Genomic DNA, 17977 nt, shown 5'->3' with positions numbered 1-17977 from the left:
AACTTCATTTGTTGCTTGTTCTTCTTTTATTGAACCAATACAATGCTCCCCCTAGAGCCAGAAGTACTGCACCAGCCAAAAGGTAGTTATATAGATGACTGGCTGTATCAGGCAGGATTCCGCCGAATGGTGTCGTTTTTTTGGAATCCCCAGGTACATTTGAAACATTTCCGGCAGTCGGTGTAATCGTATTACCCCCCTGCCCATTGCTGCCGTTATTTGTTGGTGGATTCTTACCGTTATTGGCAGGTGGATTTTCCTCATTGTCGCCAGGAGGGTTCTCTCCATCGTCGATGATTGGATCCTCTTGCCCGTTATCATCTCCGCCTGGCGGGTTTTCCGCCGGTGGTTCATTGCCATTGTCTCCAGGATCAGGAGCTCCCCCTTCCGTAGTGAAGGTCCAAAGGTCGGATTTTGTTTTTCCGCCATGTGCATCCTCTGCTATGGCATACCAAGCATACTCATGATCGGAAGTTAGTCCATCCCATGTTACAGAAGCACTTTCACCACTTTTCACATCTTCAGCTTTCCCAATTTCTTTTGTTCCGAAGACATTCACTTCGACATAGTTGGTTGCCACACGTTTTTTCTGAGCATCCAATTCCAAACCGATAGAGAATTCGTCTACACCAGGGAATTCCTCTTCGTCGTAGTAGTTGTAATCATCCATATACGGAGAGTAAGTTTTAACTTTTATTTGATCCGTTTCGGCATCAAATAAAAGAATACGCATATAACCTTGACCACCTTCAGGACCTGCCTGATAATCAGCCAGCATTTGGTATACTTTGCGATCTGTCACACCATCGCCATCATCATCGATTTCATCAACAAGCATGTCGGCAGCATGATAGTGACCGCAAAGAACCGCAAATACATTTTCATTATCCAGGACAAGCTCCTGATAGAGTTGTTCACCTATCGGATGACGGTTGCCTGATGACAGCAGATACTCGTGGAAGTTCAGAATAGCTTTTCTATCTGGATGTGCTTTCAGTACTGCATCGGCCCATGCAATACCTTCTTCCTCGATGCCCCAGCCAAGATAGACCATGATATAGTCATTGCCATTCGAGGAAATCAAATCATAATGTCCCCTGTTATTTTTGTATGAACCACCATACCAAGGCTTATCTTCGAAGCGGTCCGCTCCGAAATATTTGTAGTACTCTGTATAGTCGTTACTTTTCTGTTCCACATCATGGTTACCAGCAAGAACGCCGTAAGGAATGCCTGCATCATCTAATACCTGCATTGCTTTATCCGCAACTTCCCACTGGTACGGCTGGTCTGAGAAGTTCACCAAATCACCTGTATGGATGACATAGTCGATATTGTACTTGTCCTTATTTTCCGCAATCCAGTTCACTTGATCGTTGTAAATGTGCGGATAGCTTTCAGAATAATACTGCGTATCGGACATCCAGACGAAGGAATAATCATAATCTTCATCTTCGATCGCAATTTCATCCTGAATCAGGATATTGATCTTGTAATCCTTCACAAAGGCATCAACATTTACAGAACCTTGTAAATCAAAGTCCTCGTCCCCTGCCACTTTGTAATCGATTAGCTGCCAATCTTCTTCTTGGTGGTTCCATGCATACATGGAAACCTTTCGTCCTGGCAGGGAATTACCGCTCCAATTGACTTCAACGACATTTTTGTCGTCAACATCCTTGGAAACAGGAACCTCGAATCGATGATAAGGGAACTGCGTTTCACTGTCATTGATGAGATATTTGTCATCTACATCCGCAACCTTATCGATATCCTCGCTGCTGAATGCTTCTTCCCCTTCCGGCGCATAGTCGGATGGCGGTTCATAATCTGCAGCATTCTTGTAGGCTTTGATTTCACTATCCTGGCTTACTTTATATTTATGTCCTTGGTAGAAAGTAACGTCCATATCATCTCCGGTTGGATCCGTTACTTTCACTTCAAGCTCTGGATTCTTCCCTACATTGCCCGCTTCATCTTCCGGTTGGATCAGTTCGGGTGCAACAGGATGCTCGTCCGGAGTTGAGAAATTAATTGTGTGCACTTCCTCATTCCCAGCTTTATCAACAGCCCGTAGCACGAGCTTATGGTCACCCGCTGATAAAGTCGCAGAAGAAGTCTCATATGGAAGCTGGATTTCTTCCCCATCCAATTCGGCCGTAAGGCTATCCAGTCCGCTCAATGCATCTTCTGCACTTGCCTCGATCGTGAATGGCCCTTTGTAAGATTGCCCGTCTTCCATTGCCGTCTCAATAACAGGAACAGTGTTATCAACCGTCACAGATACTTTGTCGGATGCTTCTCCATCTTTTGCCTCAATCGTATGTGTACCGTCTTCGGTTTTCGTTGTATCCCAATCGTAGGCTTTCGCTTTGAATTTCTCCGGATCGATAGTAAATGTAAAGTCTTGAACCGGACGATAATTTCCGTTATCACCAATGTCAATCACTTGGTTAGGATCAGCAAATGCCGGATCGTACAAGACTGTGCCATCCCCCAGAACCAGACGAACATTTTTCGCATCGAAGTCATCCCTGTTCTCCGGGGATTCCAATTGAAATGGGGAAGCTTTATTTCCGGAATGGATACTGATTGTGTTTTCCCCAGCCTTCAGTGTATCCGGATCCACAGGAACTGTAATGGTTGTATACGTATCGATCCAATCATCAAATATGTGCAGAACTTCTCCGTCCTGTACAACTGCATTTTGGAAATACGTATTGATGCCATTCACATCAAAAGCAAAATACGCCTTTGTTTCCAATGCTTTGTCTGTCTGCGCAACTTCTTTTCCATCGATCAGCAGTGTAGTTTCCTGTTCGGTATCCGAGGTTGCTTTCAGCTTGTATGTTCCAGAAAGAAGCTGCCCTTCCTCCACATTCAATCGCGGACTTGTTTCCTTTTGGTCACGCTCAATATTGACTCGTTTTGTCTTGGTCTTTGTTTGATTGAATCCATCCGTTGCCGTTACATAGTACTCCACATAGTCCTTTGCGATCAGCTCCGGCGTGTAAACAGAATGGTGGTAATAGCCTGTCTGCTCATTCTTCGTGAGATCGACTTGCTTGAACTCGCCGTTTTCGTCAGTTCGATAATAAACCGTTACACGTTTCACACCTTTATCATCAGAAGCTTCGACCGTAAGCTGCAAATCTTCTGTTTGGTTGATGGTGTCTATTTCCGTCAGATCCTTCACTTCCGGTGCGACTGTGTCTTCTTCCACTTGTATAGGCTCACCTGGCACTTGGTCAGAGGTGACACTTCCAGGGGTACCGACAATGGTACCAGCGTTCAGCTTCAGCATATTTGTCGAACCATCAAGTGGATACTTGTAGTTGATTCCCATATTGGCAACCGTATCCTTGACACCGGTCACCTCGTTATATGTTGCCATCGCAATCGTATTGCCTGTCTTGGTAGCAACACCAACCCCACGCTGGCTGCCATTGGCCATACCGCCGGTTTGAACTTTGAACAAGTTTTCACCAAGTGTCAGATTCGTGCCATAATTTGCGTTGAAATCATCAGCTGTCAAATCATTATTGGAACCGTTGATAACCCAGAATACAGCTGTTTCACCAGGCTGGATGATTGGACTTTCATCAGGTCTCCAAGCAGTCACTCTCGTATCCGGATACACATATGCCAAATCATAGTCCTGCATATCGACCGGTGCTGTCGTATTGTTATAGACTTCGATGAATTCATAACCATCTGCACCGTTCACATTGGTGGAATCAGGAACCAACTCCGTGACCAGCAGGGAAGGAAGGGCTGTATAATCCGTATCCGGTTGCTTCACTTCCACCTTGAACGTATCTGTTTTGGAGCTGTTGAAACCATCAGATGTTTCGATGTAATATTCCAGTGTCCCTGCTTCCAGTTCAGCAGTCGGGATCTCCGCTTGATAGGATTCTCCAGTTTGCTGCATACTGAACTGCTCAAAGTCATTTGCGCCTTCTTTCTTGATGTAAAGTGTGACGTGCTGAATGAAATTCTCTTCGTTTATTTGCGCTTCAATGCGAAGCGGTGCGGGAATGGTGACGGTATTCACTGGCTCGTGTGTAATTTCCGGCGCAGTTTCATCCTTTTCCATCTTCACCGTTTCCGATGGAACTTGTCCTGCAATCAAACTGCCTGGAGAAGCTTTTAGCTGTAGCCCCACCTTTGTCATTTGTGCCGAACCCGAAGCTTTGTAAGTAATACCCTGATTCGGATACGTGTCATCGATTCCTTCTGCGTCATTGTAGCTGGCTGCTACAAGCTGCGCTCCACTGTCAGTTTGGAACGCAATCGTTCGGGCTGATCCATTTGCCATCCCGTCATTATGAATTTCAATAACTTGATTTTCTGTCAGATCAGTCTGATAATGGCTGTTGAAATCAGTTAATCCAAGTGATTGATTGGCACCATTCTTGATCCAGATTACGACTTTACCTTTAGGCTCCAGCGTGACAGCACGATCGATATCCCAATCTGTCTGCCTGCCATCAGGATATTGATAGGATAACTTGTAATCCTTGAGATCCATCGGCTGATCGGAGTTGTTATACACTTCGATAAACTCATATGCATCCGAACCATTGACGTTATCACTATCAGGAACTATTTCCGTGATGAGGACCGGCGGCTGCGTCTGCGAATCAGCTTCAACTATCGCTATATCCGTTTGCTGCAAACCACTTTCAGGAAAACGTAATGCGGAATCTCCGCTAACCGCCTCAATGCTGTATTGGAACGACGGGCTCCAAAGCACTTCTTTAGGAACGACGGCTTCCCAAGTTCCATCGCCTTTGTCTGTCATATCCACTTTCTGTTCCGCCATGCCTGGGGCTGTAATATAAGTAAGCACAGCGGAATCTGCGTTCCCGTTCTCTATGGAAGCACGAATTGTAAGATCACTGCTTCCATCAGCACTGGTGATCGCTTCATGGATTAGAGAGCGTTGTCCCTCTTGTGCCGTTTCTTTATTTGCTTCGGTTTCTTCTGTTGTTTGCTTTTCATCTTCGCCTTCATTTTCTGCAGCCTGCTGTTTTTCATCTGAAGCCTCGGCTTGCTCTTGCTGTTCTTGATCTTTTGTCTTGGCATCTGCTGCTTGCTCGTCCTCATCCGAAGGATCGTCCTTCACGTCCTGCTCCGGTGCATCCGGCTGTGGACTTTCCGTTGTATCTTCCCGTGTATCTTCTTTTTGGACTTGTTCTATTTTTTCGTTACCTGGTGATGGCGCTGCCAGGATGGTTGGTGTTTTCTGATCATTTGCGAAATGGATGCTTTCTGCCTGCTCCACATCCTGAAAGTGGAATACAGACACGGAAGTTTGATCGGTTGCAGTGTCGGTGATGGCTAGCTGCTGCTCTCCATCTTGGAATATGTAAGGTTCTGTTACATTAGTGAATGCCGCCCCGGTCAGCTCAGTTCCAAAATGATTATTGAAAGTTTCGACTGTAGCCTCATTGTCCAAAGCAAGTACGGCATAGCCTCCGGCTGGGATTTGCTCATCCGGCTCTTGGAATTCGAGCTTCTTATCATGGTCTGTTGTGTAGGTAAGCGCAAGCTCCTTCCAGGTTTTCGCTTCCTCTGTTCCATTATGTACTTCAATAAAAGAGAAACCTTCCACATCTTGTTTCTTACTTCCATACACTTCCGTGATCGAAACCTTGTTCTCACGAAGTTTCTCCTCTGCCTTTGCTACTGGAATGGATGCGGGCACGACTGCCTGCATGAGCAGCAAACATGCACTGAGACCGGCAGCCACTCGATATGAACGCTTCATATAGCTCCCCCTATCTTTTATTGGAATCGTCCTCCCGCATTCATTCTAGAACTTATGTATTAAGGTTTTATAAATAAGCTGTAAATTGTTGTCACAATACTTCGACAAAATTCATCAAATAGTTAACCATAATAAAATAAAACGACAATACATCGCTTTATTTCCTAAATCGGGTCGAGTAAGTAACAAGCTGTTCAACAAAATGTTCGCTTGCCGGGGAACGTACACTTCCTTCCCGCCAGGCAACGCCAATTTGCCTTTCTGTTGGTTCCATCAGGGGAATGCTTTTGACATGATGCATATGAAGCGTTTCCATGGATGGAAGCAGGGCAATTCCTTGTCCGGCAGCGACAAAGCCTAGTATGGTCATCATATCTTCACTTTCGAATGCTATTTTTGGTTCCAAACCGTACTTTTCCACTATCTGTTCAAACATCACTCTGGCACTGTACCCTGGCCGAATGAGCAGGAAAGGCTCTTTTTCTATTTGCTTTAATGCCAGCTGCTCTTCTTGTGCAAGCGGATGTGTATCAGAGACATATACATAAAGCTGGTCCGTCCATAGCTTCCGCCAGGCCAGTCCTTCCATTCCCTGATCCATATTACATATACACAAATCAAGCTTCCCTTCCCTTAACTGGTTAATCAGTTCTTCTGTCGAGCCTTGATTCAGAGAAAACTCCACTGATGGATAACGTTCTTTAAACTGCTTCAGCAGCCGTGGTATATGCTGAAGACCCTGCGATCTCATAAACCCGAGGGTGATCTCTCCATAGTGCGGATCCTTCATTTTACGTAAATGCTTCTCCGCCTTCTCCATCTCCCCCAGTATGTTGACTGAGTGCGTATAGAAAGCTTTCCCATAGCGGCTTTGAACAATTCCTCTTCCTCTTTTCTCAAAAAGCGGGACTCCAAGTTGTTCCTCCAGCTTCTGGATTGATCGGCTCAAGGCTGGCTGGGATATGGCCAAAGCTTTAGCTGCCTTTAGGTAATGCTCCCGCTCTGCTACTTCCTTAAAATAAACCAGTTGCTGCCATTCCATCAGATCACCCATAACCTTTCTGCATTGGTTGTATGTTTTTTATGCATTATACAACAGCATTTTACTATGATTAAATAAAATTACAACTAGAAATGAGGGAAGTATTATTATGGCTATTGAAATTATTTTAATTATGATTGCTGCCGGTCTTATCATCGGCTTTGTCGGGGCTGGCGGATCCGGATTCATCATCAGCATTTTGACAGTGCTGTTCGGTTTTCCGATTCATGTTGCACTGGGAACGGCGCTTGCATCCATGTTATTCTCTTCTTTCTCAGGTGCTGTCAGTCATTACCGCGAGGGTAATGTGACGATGCGGGCCGGCCTTATCATCGGAGTCTTCGGCGCAGTTGGCGCTTTCATCAGTTCCCACTTTTCCGGCATCATCCCGGAAGATATTTTGAACTACCTTACAGCCGGCATGCTCGTCCTATCCGGTGTGGTGCTTTGCATCCGCCTTTTACTAATGGGTAAACCTGCCGACAAAGAAAATACGCTGCGTGCATTCATTTACAAAAACAACGTTGTCTACTTCATTGTGGCTGCACTGCTTGGCATACTTACTGGAGCTCTGTCTGGATTATTCGGAATTGGTTCCGCCCCATTCATCCAAATCGGTCTTTTGATTCTACTGGGATTGTCCGCACAGCAATCTGCCGGTACAACGATGATGATCATTATTCCGATTGCTTTGGCAGGAGGCGTCGGTTATGCGCAGCTTGGTTTTTTGGACATCAAACTATTGCTGGAAGTAGTCGCAGGAACAATGATCGGTTCTTATATCGGAGCCAAGTTCACAAAGCGTGTCCGTCCAGTCTATTTAAAAACGGCAATGGTACTGCTGCCTATATTCGCTGGATTTTTGCTTTTATCCGCCTAACCATACAAATAAACCGCCAGGGAAACCCGGCGGTTTATTTTATCTGTTCAGCAAACTTCCTACATAGCGGAGAAGATCGTTTGCCGATGTGGAGTTATAGCCATACTCATCTATCAATGTTGCAACTACTTCATTCATCTTTTTCAGCTGCTGCTCATCCGGTGTTTTGGTCGATGTCGTAATTTTAACTATATCCTTCAAATCCGCAAACAGCTTTTTCTGGATTGCTTCCCGCAGCCGTTCATGAGATTGATAATCGAACTTTTTCCCTTTGCGGGCATAAGCCGAAATTCGGATAAGGATTTCTTCCCGGAATGCCTTTTTGGCATTTTCAGAAATGCCGATTTGCTCCTCGATCGACCGCATCAATTTTTCATCAGAAGGAATTTCATCCCCTGTAAGCGGATCATGGAGCTTTGTTTTATTGCAATAAGCTTCAACATTATCCAGATAATTATCCATCAATGTCTTGGCAGATTCTTCATAGGAATAGACAAATGCTTTCTGCACTTCCTTCTTCGCCATCTCATCGTATTCTTTCCGCGCTACTGCAATGTAGTTCAAATAACGTTCTCGATCTTCTTTTGAGATGGATGCATGACTGCTGAGACCATCCTTCAAAGAACGAAGTACATCCAATGCATTGATGGAACGCATTTCTTTTTTGATGATCGTACTGGAGATGCGGTTGATCACATAACGCGGGTCGATTCCACTCATACCTTCATCGCTGTGTTCTTTTTTGAGTTCCTGAATATCTGCATCACTGAAGCCTTCCAGAAGCTTCCCATTATACAGATGCATTTTCTTCAATAAGCTGATACCGCCTTGATTCGATTCCTTCAATCTAGTAAGAATCGTGAACATTGCAGCAATCTTCAGTGTATGCGGGGCGATATGAACATCCTTGATATCACTCTCAGCAATCATCTTCTGATAAATCTTCTCTTCTTCATCAACTTTAAGATTATAAGGAACAGGCATGACGATCATCCGGGAGTGCAATGCTTCATTCTTTTTATTTGAGATAAAAGAACGATATTCAGATTCGTTGGTATGCGCCACGATAAGTTCATCAGCACTGATCAAAGCGAATCGACCAGCCTTGAAGTTGCCTTCCTGCGTCAGCGAAAGCAGATGCCAAAGAAACTTCTCATCACATTTGAGCATCTCCTGGAATTCCATCAGCCCACGGTTGGCTTTATTGAGCTCCCCATCAAATCGATAAGCCCTCGGATCCGATTCCGATCCATATTCCGCGATGGTGGAGAAGTCAATGGAACCGGTCAAATCCGCAATATCCTGCGACTTCGGATCAGAAGGACTGAATGTACCGATACCCGAGCGTTTGTCTTCGGAAAAGAAGATCCGCTCCACGACAACATCTTCAATCCTGCCATCATATTCTTCTTCCAGCCGCATCAAGTTCAGAGGTGATAGATTTCCTTCTATCCGAATACCATACTCATCCTCAAAATCCTTGCGCAGATGAACCGGAATCAAATGAAGCGGATCTTCATGCATCGGACAGCCCTTGATAGCATAAACGGCCCCTTCATCTGTCAGTGTATATTCCTCAAGCCCTCGTTTGAGCAGGCTGACAAGCGTGGATTTACCTCCGCTTACAGGACCCATGAGCAACAGAATCCGTTTGCGTACATCCAGTCGCCTGGCTGCCGGATGGAAGTATTCTTCAACCAGCTTCTCAAGCGGCTCCTCCAAACCGAACAATGAGTCCTTGAAGAAGCTATAGCTTTTTACACCATCCTCCTCTTCAATGCCTTTATGCTTGATCATATTATATACACGGGAATGTGCAGATTGAGCAAGATAAGGACGGTCCTTCAATAAACGCAGATAATCGGCGAGCGTTCCTTCCCAGTGAAGTTTCTCTTGTTCCTGGCGATACTGCTGTACCTTATCCAATATATTCATCATTCATTAACCTCCCAGGCATTGTTAAACAAAAGGCGATTACCTTAATGTATGCCCGGGATTGAGCTATCATGCCAGCAATTCGCAAACGGTGTTTACGGCTTTTGCTTCCATCCTATTTCCATATGTGCTTCATTCGTGTATTCATTCATCATGACATCATCCAGCTGAACTGTTCTCATATCACTTGGAAATATATGCATGAGCTGCGCTAGTTTTTTAACGATTTTTTTCGGGTATGCTTCTGACATCTCCAACATCAGCTGGATGGCTTCCGTTGCTGGCAGCACTTCCCGATAGGTACGGGATAGCGTGAGTGCTGAAAAGGTATCGACCACTGCCAAGATTTGCAGGTCCACTCCCAGTTCCGGCAAATAGGCACCATCCGGATATCCTTTTCGATTCAGTCGTTCATGATGGCTTCTGGCATAGCGTCCAAGCAATGGTTCGCCCGCTTGGTTCAAAAGTGTCTCTCCTTTGACCGTATGTGTCTGAACGATTTCGTATTCCTCTTTCGTCAATGTGGATGTTTTATCCAGGATCTCCCTTGGTATTTCCAGTTTTCCGATATCATGGAATAAATATCCTGTTGCACACAGATCCAATTGGACGACATTCATATGATAAGCAAGCATGGTACCGATGACGAAAACATCCAAGGAATGAATGAAAGCATATGGATCACGCTGCTCGAGAAGATGCCAAAGACTGCTGCGTCCCATTGTCTTCAAGCTTTTTACGTAAAGATCCTTCAAGAAACGGATATTCTCTTCTTCATAGAGCAACTTACCGTAGCGATACTCGAATGCAATATAAGACAGGTTCGTGTAGAAATGCTTTTCCATGCTCCGCTTATATGTGGCTTGGTGATCGGTTTCTTTCTCTTGCAGCGCCTGAATCATCTGCTGAAGACGGTCTGACTTGCTGAATAGGTCAGCAGCAGCTTCCTCTTCGGTCTCGACAATGACAGACGGCACTCTGTTTTGTTTCAGCTGATCGAGTAATGCTGCCGTAATGACTGTCCCTTTCTCCACTCTTGTCTTATCCGCCAGAACGATATCATTGCCCATGATATCACCAAGCAGTATATCTTGGATGCGTTTTCGTTTTAAAATCAATTCCATTCTCCTTTTACAAAAAACTGCCGTATCTTACAGCCTGTGATTCCATTTAGCAACTGGCTGCCAAAGAATCCCTATCTCAGCCCCTCATGTTTTGCGCAAGTGCCTTTCAACAGTTGCCGTATATGTATGTAATCGATTCCTGGCTGTGTCTTGCTTCCAAATCGAGCAGCTTATTATATTCCTCTTTTGTTGGCAATAATTCCGCCATCTCCACATTCAGCGCGATGGCCAATTTACTGATGCCTACAAAAGATATATTCCGCTTTCCGTTTTCGATATCGGAATAGTACGAACGATTAAAACCCGCCATGCCAGCCAATTCTTCCTGTGTCAACATCTGTTCTTTCCTCAGATAACGCAGTTTATCCCCAAATGCGCGAAGCAATAACGTGTAATCTTTCACATTATTCATGCACTCCATTATACCGCCTCATATCAGTAAATCCACCGGATATAAGTGACATTAGTATATTGCTACCAAATAAAACCGGTAAAAGTACTACATTATCCCTAATTCATCTATGTCTAAACAACTAGTAAAAAAATAAACTGCACGCTAGGTGCAGTTTAAGATAGCTTATCAAAGCCTTGCTGACGAAGAGCTTCGTATATAATGATTGCAGCAGTATTGGAAAGATTCAAAGAACGGACTTTATCTGTCATATGAACCCGGAGACATTGCTCCTCTTTTCCTATCAGCAAATCTTTCGGAATACCGGTCGACTCGCGTCCAAAGACAAATAGAAGGTCTTGGTCGGTATCACTGAAATCATAATCCGTATAATGCTTGGTACCGAAGTTCTCTATATAATAAAAGACACCTTCTGGAAATCGTTCATATAACGCTTCTATACTATCGTAATAATGGATATCCACATCATGCCAATAGTCCAATCCTGATCTTCTCAGCATTTTGTCATCCGTCGAGAAACCGAGCGGACGAATCAGATGCAAAGTCGTATCTGTTGCAAGGCAGGTACGAGCGATATTTCCTGTATTAGCCGGTATCTCTGGCTGGAATAGTACGATATGTCTTGGCATATACTTTCACCTCTGCTTTTAACTTTCAACCTTGCTAGTATAGCATAAGCAGAGATCATACCCCAATCTGGAAAAATTTATAAACAACATTTTCTGTATAGGCAGGAGAATCAAGATAAGCCCAATGCCGCATCCTGCTGTTGGCTGTATGAGCATTGACCAGCGGCTCACCTTGTGCATTGCGGGCTACCACAATGGTATTATGATTAAAATTGCCATCCCCTTCAAAATCATAGCAAATCACATCTCCAGGCCGGAGCAGCCTTGCATCGGCTACTTCCTGACCGCGCAAACCTTGCGTCGAACCGCTCAAGTACCATCGCAAGGCATTTGCCACTGTGAAACTATAGCTCCAGCTTTGTCCGTTGAACCACCATCCCGAATTCCGATCCGGCTCTCCCCTCATCGGCGCCCCCCCTGCCCGCAAACACTGGGAAACATAATTCGTGCAGTCGACTTCAAATTTCTTATAAGCAGGATTATAGTCATTCCACCATCGTTCGGCATATTGTACAGCCGCACGTCTGTCATAGTTGAACTGGCGGTCAAAATCTTCATCATTGCTTTCATAAACGACTAGCCCCGGGACATGCGGCTGCACAGCATCCTCGATGCGTTCATCCTGAATGATCTGTCCGTCGCGCAAACGGGCTACATGCGTATGCACTTCCTCTTCATGATACGTCGCATGCTGCTTATGAATGAGGAAAGTTGCACATAGCCGATAAGTGATGATGTCTTCTTCCCCATCATGTTCTTCTCTCAAAATCATGCCTTCTCCGCGAATCTGCGCAACCTTTGCCCCGTCTTTCTCATGGGATGCAATCCGGTTGACGAGCCAATTTCCAGCTTTCTTCCCTTCGACTTCCTGTATCCAATAATCCGCCAGCTGTTCACTCTTCCCCATCTCTATCCCTCCTGTTCTTCCTCCGATATGACATAGCATATCCGCGCAGAAGGAGCAAGCCTCCCACGACAAATACAGATAATATAGTCATGAATGTCTCCATGCTCCCACCTCACTTGTATGTATGTAGAATCATGGCAGTATATGCTTCATGAGCTTGGCTGATTCCGTCCATGAAAGCGCAAACATTTTTAGTTACAAATGTGACGAATTTGTGTATCCTTATAAAAAAGGGGGAGAATACGATGTCTGATGTCTTGCAAACCATCTTGAGTCACAAATCAGTAAGATCATTTACGTCCGAACAACTTTCAGGGGAGCAAATCAGGGAACTCGTCTCCGCTGCACAAGCAGCATCCACGTCGAGCTTCCTCCAAGCATACTCAATCATTGGGGTAAGCGATCCTTTGGTGAAAAAGGAACTCAGCACTTATGCTGGCAGTCAGAAATACGTCGTTAAAAACGGCCACTTTTTCGTTTTTTGCGCTGATTTCTATCGCCATAAGGAAATGGCCAGCAATCTGCGGGCAGATATTTCCGAAACAATCCAAGGAACCGAAGCCTTGCTAATCGGTACGATCGATGCCTCATTAGCCGCTCAGAACCTTGCTATTGCCGCGGAATCGATGGGGCTGGGCATCTGCTACATCGGCGGGCTCCGGAATAATCTGGCCGGTGTTTCTGCTAGTCTGGGTGTTCCTGCACATGTACTGCCTCTGTTCGGGATCGCTGTCGGATATCCAGAAAAAGTGAGCGAGAAAAAACCACGGCTGCCGTTTGAAAGTGTCTATCATGAAAATAGATACAATGTGGATAAGGGCATGCTCAATGCTCAGCTGGAAGAATACGATCGTACCATCCAAGCTTATTATGTGGAGCGCCCCGATAACAGCCGGGAAACAACGTGGACCGAGCAGGCTACTGATAAATTGCGGATACCGAAGCGAGTTTATATGAAGGATTTCATTACACAAAAGGGTTGGGCAAAACATTAAGAAGGCCGCAGCAGCGGTCTTCTTTCATGTAAATGTGATCGTTCCAAAATTGCCCCCCCTAATGATGTAAGTGGTCAATGAGCTAGCTGAAGCTGTTATCCAGATCTGCTTGCTCTCCGGAGCATAGTGTATTTGATCAACACAGCTGGATAAGGCAGTGATATTATCCCTAATATTTCCCGGAGAGACGCTCATGCTTTTCGTAACACCCATCGTTTTGGCTGCCCTTCCCTGTACATAAAGCCGCTTTCAGGGTCAGTCGTCCTTTCCTTGAATTCCTTCTTCTCTGTCATCCAATTGCTGATTTAAAACTTTTTTCTGTTTTGTGCGTTCTTCCTGGATTGTATTGTCCTATTCTACCAAATAGGAACGAGTAGATTCCTGCACTTCCTTCTTGATAAATTTTCGTCTATTCACATTGGCTGTTAAGTGAGTTGGAGTCAGTAAATAAGACACGACTTCCGGCCATGCGGTATGGGTATCTTGAATGAACTTGATTTTTTAATAGAGTAAAGCCTTTGCAAGAAACGGGCCAGTTAACGGATTAACGCCAACGGAAGCATTGCCCTTATTTTGTAGAGATCCCCGATAGATGCCAGCCAATAATTCACTCCATTATCTTCTCCATTAAGATGTGGTACTATTATTTTCAATAAACATCAAGGTGGGTAACCAATGAACAAAACAGATCGATTGTTAGCGATCGTGCTGGAGTTGCAACGTAAAGAAGTTGTGCGTGCCGAAGATTTGGCCACTCGATTTGAAACCAGTACGCGAACCATCTACCGCGACATTCAAGCGCTAAGTGAAGCAAGTGTGCCGATCATAGGCGCTCCCGGAAAAGGATATTCCTTGATGGAAGGCTATTTCCTGCCGCCGATCAGTTTCACGGTACCCGAAGTTGTGAGCTTGCTGATTGGAACGGACTTTATCGAACAACAATTTGATGATGATTACCGTATTAGGGCGCAAGCTGCTCGCGGCAAAATCAAGGCTATTCTACCGGAGAGCGTTCGCAATGAAACGTCTCGTGTACGTAAGGCTATCCGTTTGCTCATCTCCGATAAACAGGTCACGCCATCAAAAGAAAAAGAATATTTAAAAAGTATTCGCCGAGCGATAGTAGACGAACGAAAGATCAACTTTCACTATGTAAAAAGACTTACTGATTCCGAAGGTAAACGACATAGTGTTCGTACGGTGGCTCCCTATGGATTGGTGCTCGTTCAAGGCTCGTGGATGCTCGTTGCCCGGTGTGATCTGCGCCAAGACATTCGCCATTTTCGATTGTCCCGAATGTCGGAACTGATCGATCTGGAGGAACGATTCGAACGACCGGCGCATTTTAACTTAAGGGAGTATACCCCTCCGGATGATCGGCATTTGCGAATTCGACTCCGATTTAACCATGACATCGCAGATAAGGTGAAGCAATCAAACAATCATTACATAGAGGATATGGAAGAGCATCAAGACGGATTGCATGTGGTCTTACGCGTTCGTCAACTGGACGAATTGCTGCAATGGGTGCTTGGCTGGGGAGCCGGCGTGGTTGTATTGGAGCCTGAATCATTCCGAAATCGGATTCGTGACGAAGCCCAAAAAATGTTGAAACGCTACTGACATACTGTTGTCAGTAGCGTTATTTTATAATTGGTCTCAGTGAACATAAAGAGGTGAGAGATCAATGCGACGTATATCTGGTTTCGGTTCAGGAGGACACTGCCAATCAACATCCAGAAATTCATTCATTTCACTATGAATCAATTGAGCAGCCAGGCAAGGAAAGGTGATCGTAGAATCAAATGGGTAAGTTCTTGAACGTTTACAACAAAAAATGAAGTGATACGGTATTGTATCATTTACTATTGGAAGGATGGTATTTTGTGAATTTTGCTTCTGTGCGCATTATTACTGACGATGTGGATCGTCTTGTCAATTTCTATGAGAAAGTCTTCGGTGTTTCAGCAGAGCGCCCCGCGCCCGTCTTTGCCGAACTCGTTATGCCATCGTGCACCCTGGCGATCGGCCACTCGCAGACAGTACCACTTTTCGGTGAAGGTTCAGCAGTGGCGGCTGACAATCATTCTGTCATCATAGAGTTCCGTGTCCACGATGTCGATGCCGAATACGAACGATTGCAGCCGTTTATCGAAGAATGGGTAAAGGAACCAACCACGATGCCGTGGGGAAACCGTGCTATACTGTTCCGTGATCCTGACGGCAACCTCGTTAACCTCTTTGAGCCAGTAACCGAGGAAGCAATAAAACGGTTCAGTGGCAGGGATTGACGGATAGTTGAAGTAAGATCCCGATTTTGGGTGACTGGTTGTGGTTGCGATTTGATGCCATGGTTAACTTCTGGTATTTCGGTAATCACTTTAGGAATTAGTATTGCAACGATTACCATTGAAGCAAAGAAGTTCCGTACTGCAAAGCCTAAAGACTAAGGGCTGCCATAAAGGCAACCTTTTTCTCTTTAGGATTAACTCGTTTATTATCAAAATAACCGGAACCGTTAAAACACTTGTAGCCAATCCGTATTTACAAAGCATCACCTAAGAAAGCAGCCATTGCACCCGCTTTTGCGTTAGAGACTAATTTCTTGGTCTCTTTTTTTTTCGTTCTCTTACTACATCATCGAGATCTTTCTGTATTTTGCTCGTTCATGCTGCTCAATTGCATTTGATTGCTCTCTTGCAGCTCTGCCAGTTTCTCGACTGTTTGGCTGTTGGTTTCTTGCAGCTGGTTTTGCCTTTGCCTAGCAGTTCGCTTTGCCGATCCAAGATGGAAATCATGTCGCTCATGTTCTCCTCGCTGGCAGTCGAGACTTTCTCGACAGCCTAAGGAGCAAAGTGCTCCTTAATGTGTTTCTGCATATTGCTGCTCGAACTGCAGCCCTTTTTCCATTTCTTCGCGAACTTGTTCCTCCCGCTCTTTAACCAGCGCATTTCGAATGGCCTCATATCCTTCAGGCAATCCGATTTTGCCAATCGCCCAAGCCGCTGTTCCACGAATGACAGGTCGTGGATCTTGTTCCATAAGCTCTATCAGATCTGGCACAGCTGATGTACTCTTATAATGTCCAATTGCCAAGATTGCATTTCGCTGGATCGGTTTCTTGCCACGCCACGAGCCGGAAATCAAGCCAAATTTTGCTTTGAATTCTTTATTGGACATTTTAAGCAAAGGCTTCAGGAGCGGTTTCACTATTTCTGGATCTGGCTCCATCTCTTCATGTAAATGAAAGTCCATTCCCTTATTCTTTGGACAGACAAGCTGACAAGTATCACAGCCATAGACCCTATTTCCGATTTTGGAACGAAATTCATCAGGCAGGAAATCTTTTGTCTGAGTAAGGTAGGCAATACAGCGCTGGGCGTTCAGCTGGCCGCCTTGGACAAGAGCCCCTGTGGGACAGGAATCTATACATTTCGTACATGTACCGCAGCTATCTTCTACCGGCTCATCCGGCAGGAATGGTATATTGGTGATCATTTCACCAAGGTACACATAAGAGCCAAATTCAGGTGTGATGACAAAGCTGTTTTTCGCACTGAAACCAATACCTGCCCGTTCTGCTACAGCACGATCGGATAACTCTCCCGTATCAACCATCGAGCGATAGGTGAAGCCGTCCACCCTTTCTGCCAGAAATGCAGCCAGTTTATTCAGACGGTCCCGCAGCACCTCATGATAATCCATTCCCCAGGAGGCACGGCAGAACAGCCCACGCGGTTCTTCCTTCGTACTCTTTGGAGCGTTCGGCAATCTGGAAGGATACGCGAGTGCAATAGCAATTATGGATTTAGCGGAGGGCATGAGCTTCTTCGGTTCGGTCCGTTCTTCAATCGTCCCTTTTTCAAAGCCAGACTGATAATTGTTTTCCTGCTGCTGTTTCAGTCTTTCCTTTAATTCTTGAAAGACATCTGCCGTTGTGAACCTGATTTTGTCCACCCCGATGGTCTTGCTGTATGCAATCAGCTCCTGCTTCAGCTTTTCTGCATCCATTCTACTGCCTCCTTCCTTATATCATTATTTCCATATTATACATAGTAAAAACGCAATGCCTCGTTACGTTTAAAACGAGACACTGCGTTGGCTCAGGGGTAATGAACAAGTGCATGAAGAGCTAAATGAATACCCCGGTTTATTAATAGTATGTTAGGTAGTATAACAAGGTTTTTACATGCGCGCAACATTCTATACAAAATTCGACAAATTTCTTTTCCGCCACTGGCTATCAGCTCTGCTATACTGGATGTTAATAAAGGGAGGTA

The 17977-nt window shown here is 45.0% G+C and carries 12 protein-coding genes; 4 read left to right on the top strand and 8 right to left on the bottom strand.

Annotation, left to right across the window (positions count from 1 at the left end):
• Positions 1-4 precede the first annotated feature (4 nt).
• Together BLQ53_RS17985 and BLQ53_RS17980 are read right to left on the bottom strand one after the other, a co-directional pair.
• Positions 5-5773 (bottom strand): lamin tail domain-containing metallophosphoesterase family protein, encoded by a 5769-nt coding sequence (locus tag BLQ53_RS17985; protein ID WP_093728692.1) that lies wholly within the window; start codon positions 5771-5773, stop codon positions 5-7.
• Positions 5774-5930: 157 nt separating this feature from the next.
• A complete protein-coding gene (locus BLQ53_RS17980) occupies positions 5931-6827 on the bottom strand; it encodes a LysR family transcriptional regulator (protein WP_093728691.1) in 897 nt (298 codons plus the stop codon).
• Between the two features lie 97 nt (positions 6828-6924).
• Here BLQ53_RS17980 and BLQ53_RS17975 point away from each other — a divergent pair, with 97 nt between their 5' ends.
• Entirely contained in the window at positions 6925-7695 is a 771-nt protein-coding gene (locus BLQ53_RS17975; protein ID WP_093728690.1) for a sulfite exporter TauE/SafE family protein, read from the top strand.
• A 39-nt stretch (positions 7696-7734) separates the two neighbouring features.
• On the opposite strand, the gene BLQ53_RS17970 is transcribed toward BLQ53_RS17975, so the two are convergent.
• From BLQ53_RS17970 to BLQ53_RS17950, 5 genes are all read right to left on the bottom strand, one after another.
• Complete coding sequence (locus BLQ53_RS17970) at positions 7735-9630, bottom strand: PrkA family serine protein kinase (RefSeq protein WP_093728702.1); 1896 nt, start codon at positions 9628-9630, stop codon at positions 7735-7737.
• Positions 9631-9725: 95 nt separating this feature from the next.
• Positions 9726-10748 carry an HD-GYP domain-containing protein gene (locus BLQ53_RS17965; RefSeq protein WP_170829769.1) on the bottom strand — a complete coding sequence of 341 codons (1023 nt, stop codon included), beginning with the start codon at positions 10746-10748 and terminating at the stop codon, positions 9726-9728.
• Between the two features lie 112 nt (positions 10749-10860).
• A complete protein-coding gene (locus BLQ53_RS17960; protein ID WP_212733375.1) occupies positions 10861-11175 on the bottom strand; it encodes a helix-turn-helix domain-containing protein in 315 nt (104 codons plus the stop codon).
• A 146-nt stretch (positions 11176-11321) separates the two neighbouring features.
• The gene (locus BLQ53_RS17955) at positions 11322-11795 is read right to left on the bottom strand and encodes a tRNA (cytidine(34)-2'-O)-methyltransferase (protein WP_093728688.1); all 474 of its coding nucleotides are present in this window, start codon (positions 11793-11795) and stop codon (positions 11322-11324) included.
• 55 nt (positions 11796-11850) lie between these two features.
• Positions 11851-12702 carry an amidase domain-containing protein gene (locus BLQ53_RS17950; protein ID WP_093728687.1) on the bottom strand — a complete coding sequence of 284 codons (852 nt, stop codon included), beginning with the start codon at positions 12700-12702 and terminating at the stop codon, positions 11851-11853.
• Positions 12703-12947: 245 nt separating this feature from the next.
• Here BLQ53_RS17950 and nfsA point away from each other — a divergent pair, with 245 nt between their 5' ends.
• The 3 genes from nfsA to BLQ53_RS17935 all read left to right on the top strand — a co-directional run bounded on the left by nfsA (position 12948) and on the right by BLQ53_RS17935 (position 15988).
• Positions 12948-13697 carry an oxygen-insensitive NADPH nitroreductase gene (gene nfsA, locus BLQ53_RS17945; RefSeq protein ID WP_093728686.1) on the top strand — a complete coding sequence of 250 codons (750 nt, stop codon included), beginning with the start codon at positions 12948-12950 and terminating at the stop codon, positions 13695-13697.
• A gap of 675 nt (positions 13698-14372) precedes the next feature.
• Entirely contained in the window at positions 14373-15320 is a 948-nt protein-coding gene (locus BLQ53_RS17940) for a helix-turn-helix transcriptional regulator (protein ID WP_093728685.1), read from the top strand.
• 263 nt (positions 15321-15583) lie between these two features.
• Positions 15584-15988, top strand: coding sequence for a VOC family protein (locus BLQ53_RS17935; RefSeq protein WP_093728684.1), 405 nt, complete (start codon positions 15584-15586; stop codon positions 15986-15988).
• Positions 15989-16559: 571 nt separating this feature from the next.
• On the opposite strand, the gene queG is transcribed toward BLQ53_RS17935, so the two are convergent.
• Positions 16560-17708 (bottom strand): tRNA epoxyqueuosine(34) reductase QueG, encoded by a 1149-nt coding sequence (gene queG, locus BLQ53_RS17930; RefSeq protein WP_093728683.1) that lies wholly within the window; start codon positions 17706-17708, stop codon positions 16560-16562.
• Between the last annotated feature and the right edge of the window lie 269 nt (positions 17709-17977).

This window comes from Terribacillus halophilus (assembly GCF_900101385.1).
Lineage (GTDB): Bacteria > Bacillota > Bacilli > Bacillales > Amphibacillaceae > Terribacillus > Terribacillus halophilus.
The sequence above is the reverse complement of the archived record's forward strand: the minus strand, read 5'-3'. Positions and strand labels throughout refer to the sequence as shown.

What these genes read in the sequence shown, in the direction of transcription:
- BLQ53_RS17985 (WP_093728692.1), bottom strand. Translation starts at nt 5,773, where the DNA reads ATGAAGCGTTCATATCGAGTGGCTGCCGGTCTCAGTGCATGTTTGCTG.
- BLQ53_RS17980 (WP_093728691.1), bottom strand. Translation starts at nt 6,827, where the DNA reads ATGGGTGATCTGATGGAATGGCAGCAACTGGTTTATTTTAAGGAAGTA.
- BLQ53_RS17975 (WP_093728690.1), top strand. Translation starts at nt 6,925, where the DNA reads ATGGCTATTGAAATTATTTTAATTATGATTGCTGCCGGTCTTATCATC.
- BLQ53_RS17970 (WP_093728702.1), bottom strand. Translation starts at nt 9,630, where the DNA reads ATGAATATATTGGATAAGGTACAGCAGTATCGCCAGGAACAAGAGAAA.
- BLQ53_RS17960 (WP_212733375.1), bottom strand. Translation starts at nt 11,175, where the DNA reads ATGGAGTGCATGAATAATGTGAAAGATTACACGTTATTGCTTCGCGCA.
- BLQ53_RS17955 (WP_093728688.1), bottom strand. Translation starts at nt 11,795, where the DNA reads ATGCCAAGACATATCGTACTATTCCAGCCAGAGATACCGGCTAATACA.
- BLQ53_RS17950 (WP_093728687.1), bottom strand. Translation starts at nt 12,702, where the DNA reads ATGGGGAAGAGTGAACAGCTGGCGGATTATTGGATACAGGAAGTCGAA.
- nfsA (WP_093728686.1), top strand. Translation starts at nt 12,948, where the DNA reads ATGTCTGATGTCTTGCAAACCATCTTGAGTCACAAATCAGTAAGATCA.
- BLQ53_RS17940 (WP_093728685.1), top strand. Translation starts at nt 14,373, where the DNA reads ATGAACAAAACAGATCGATTGTTAGCGATCGTGCTGGAGTTGCAACGT.
- queG (WP_093728683.1), bottom strand. Translation starts at nt 17,708, where the DNA reads ATGGATGCAGAAAAGCTGAAGCAGGAGCTGATTGCATACAGCAAGACC.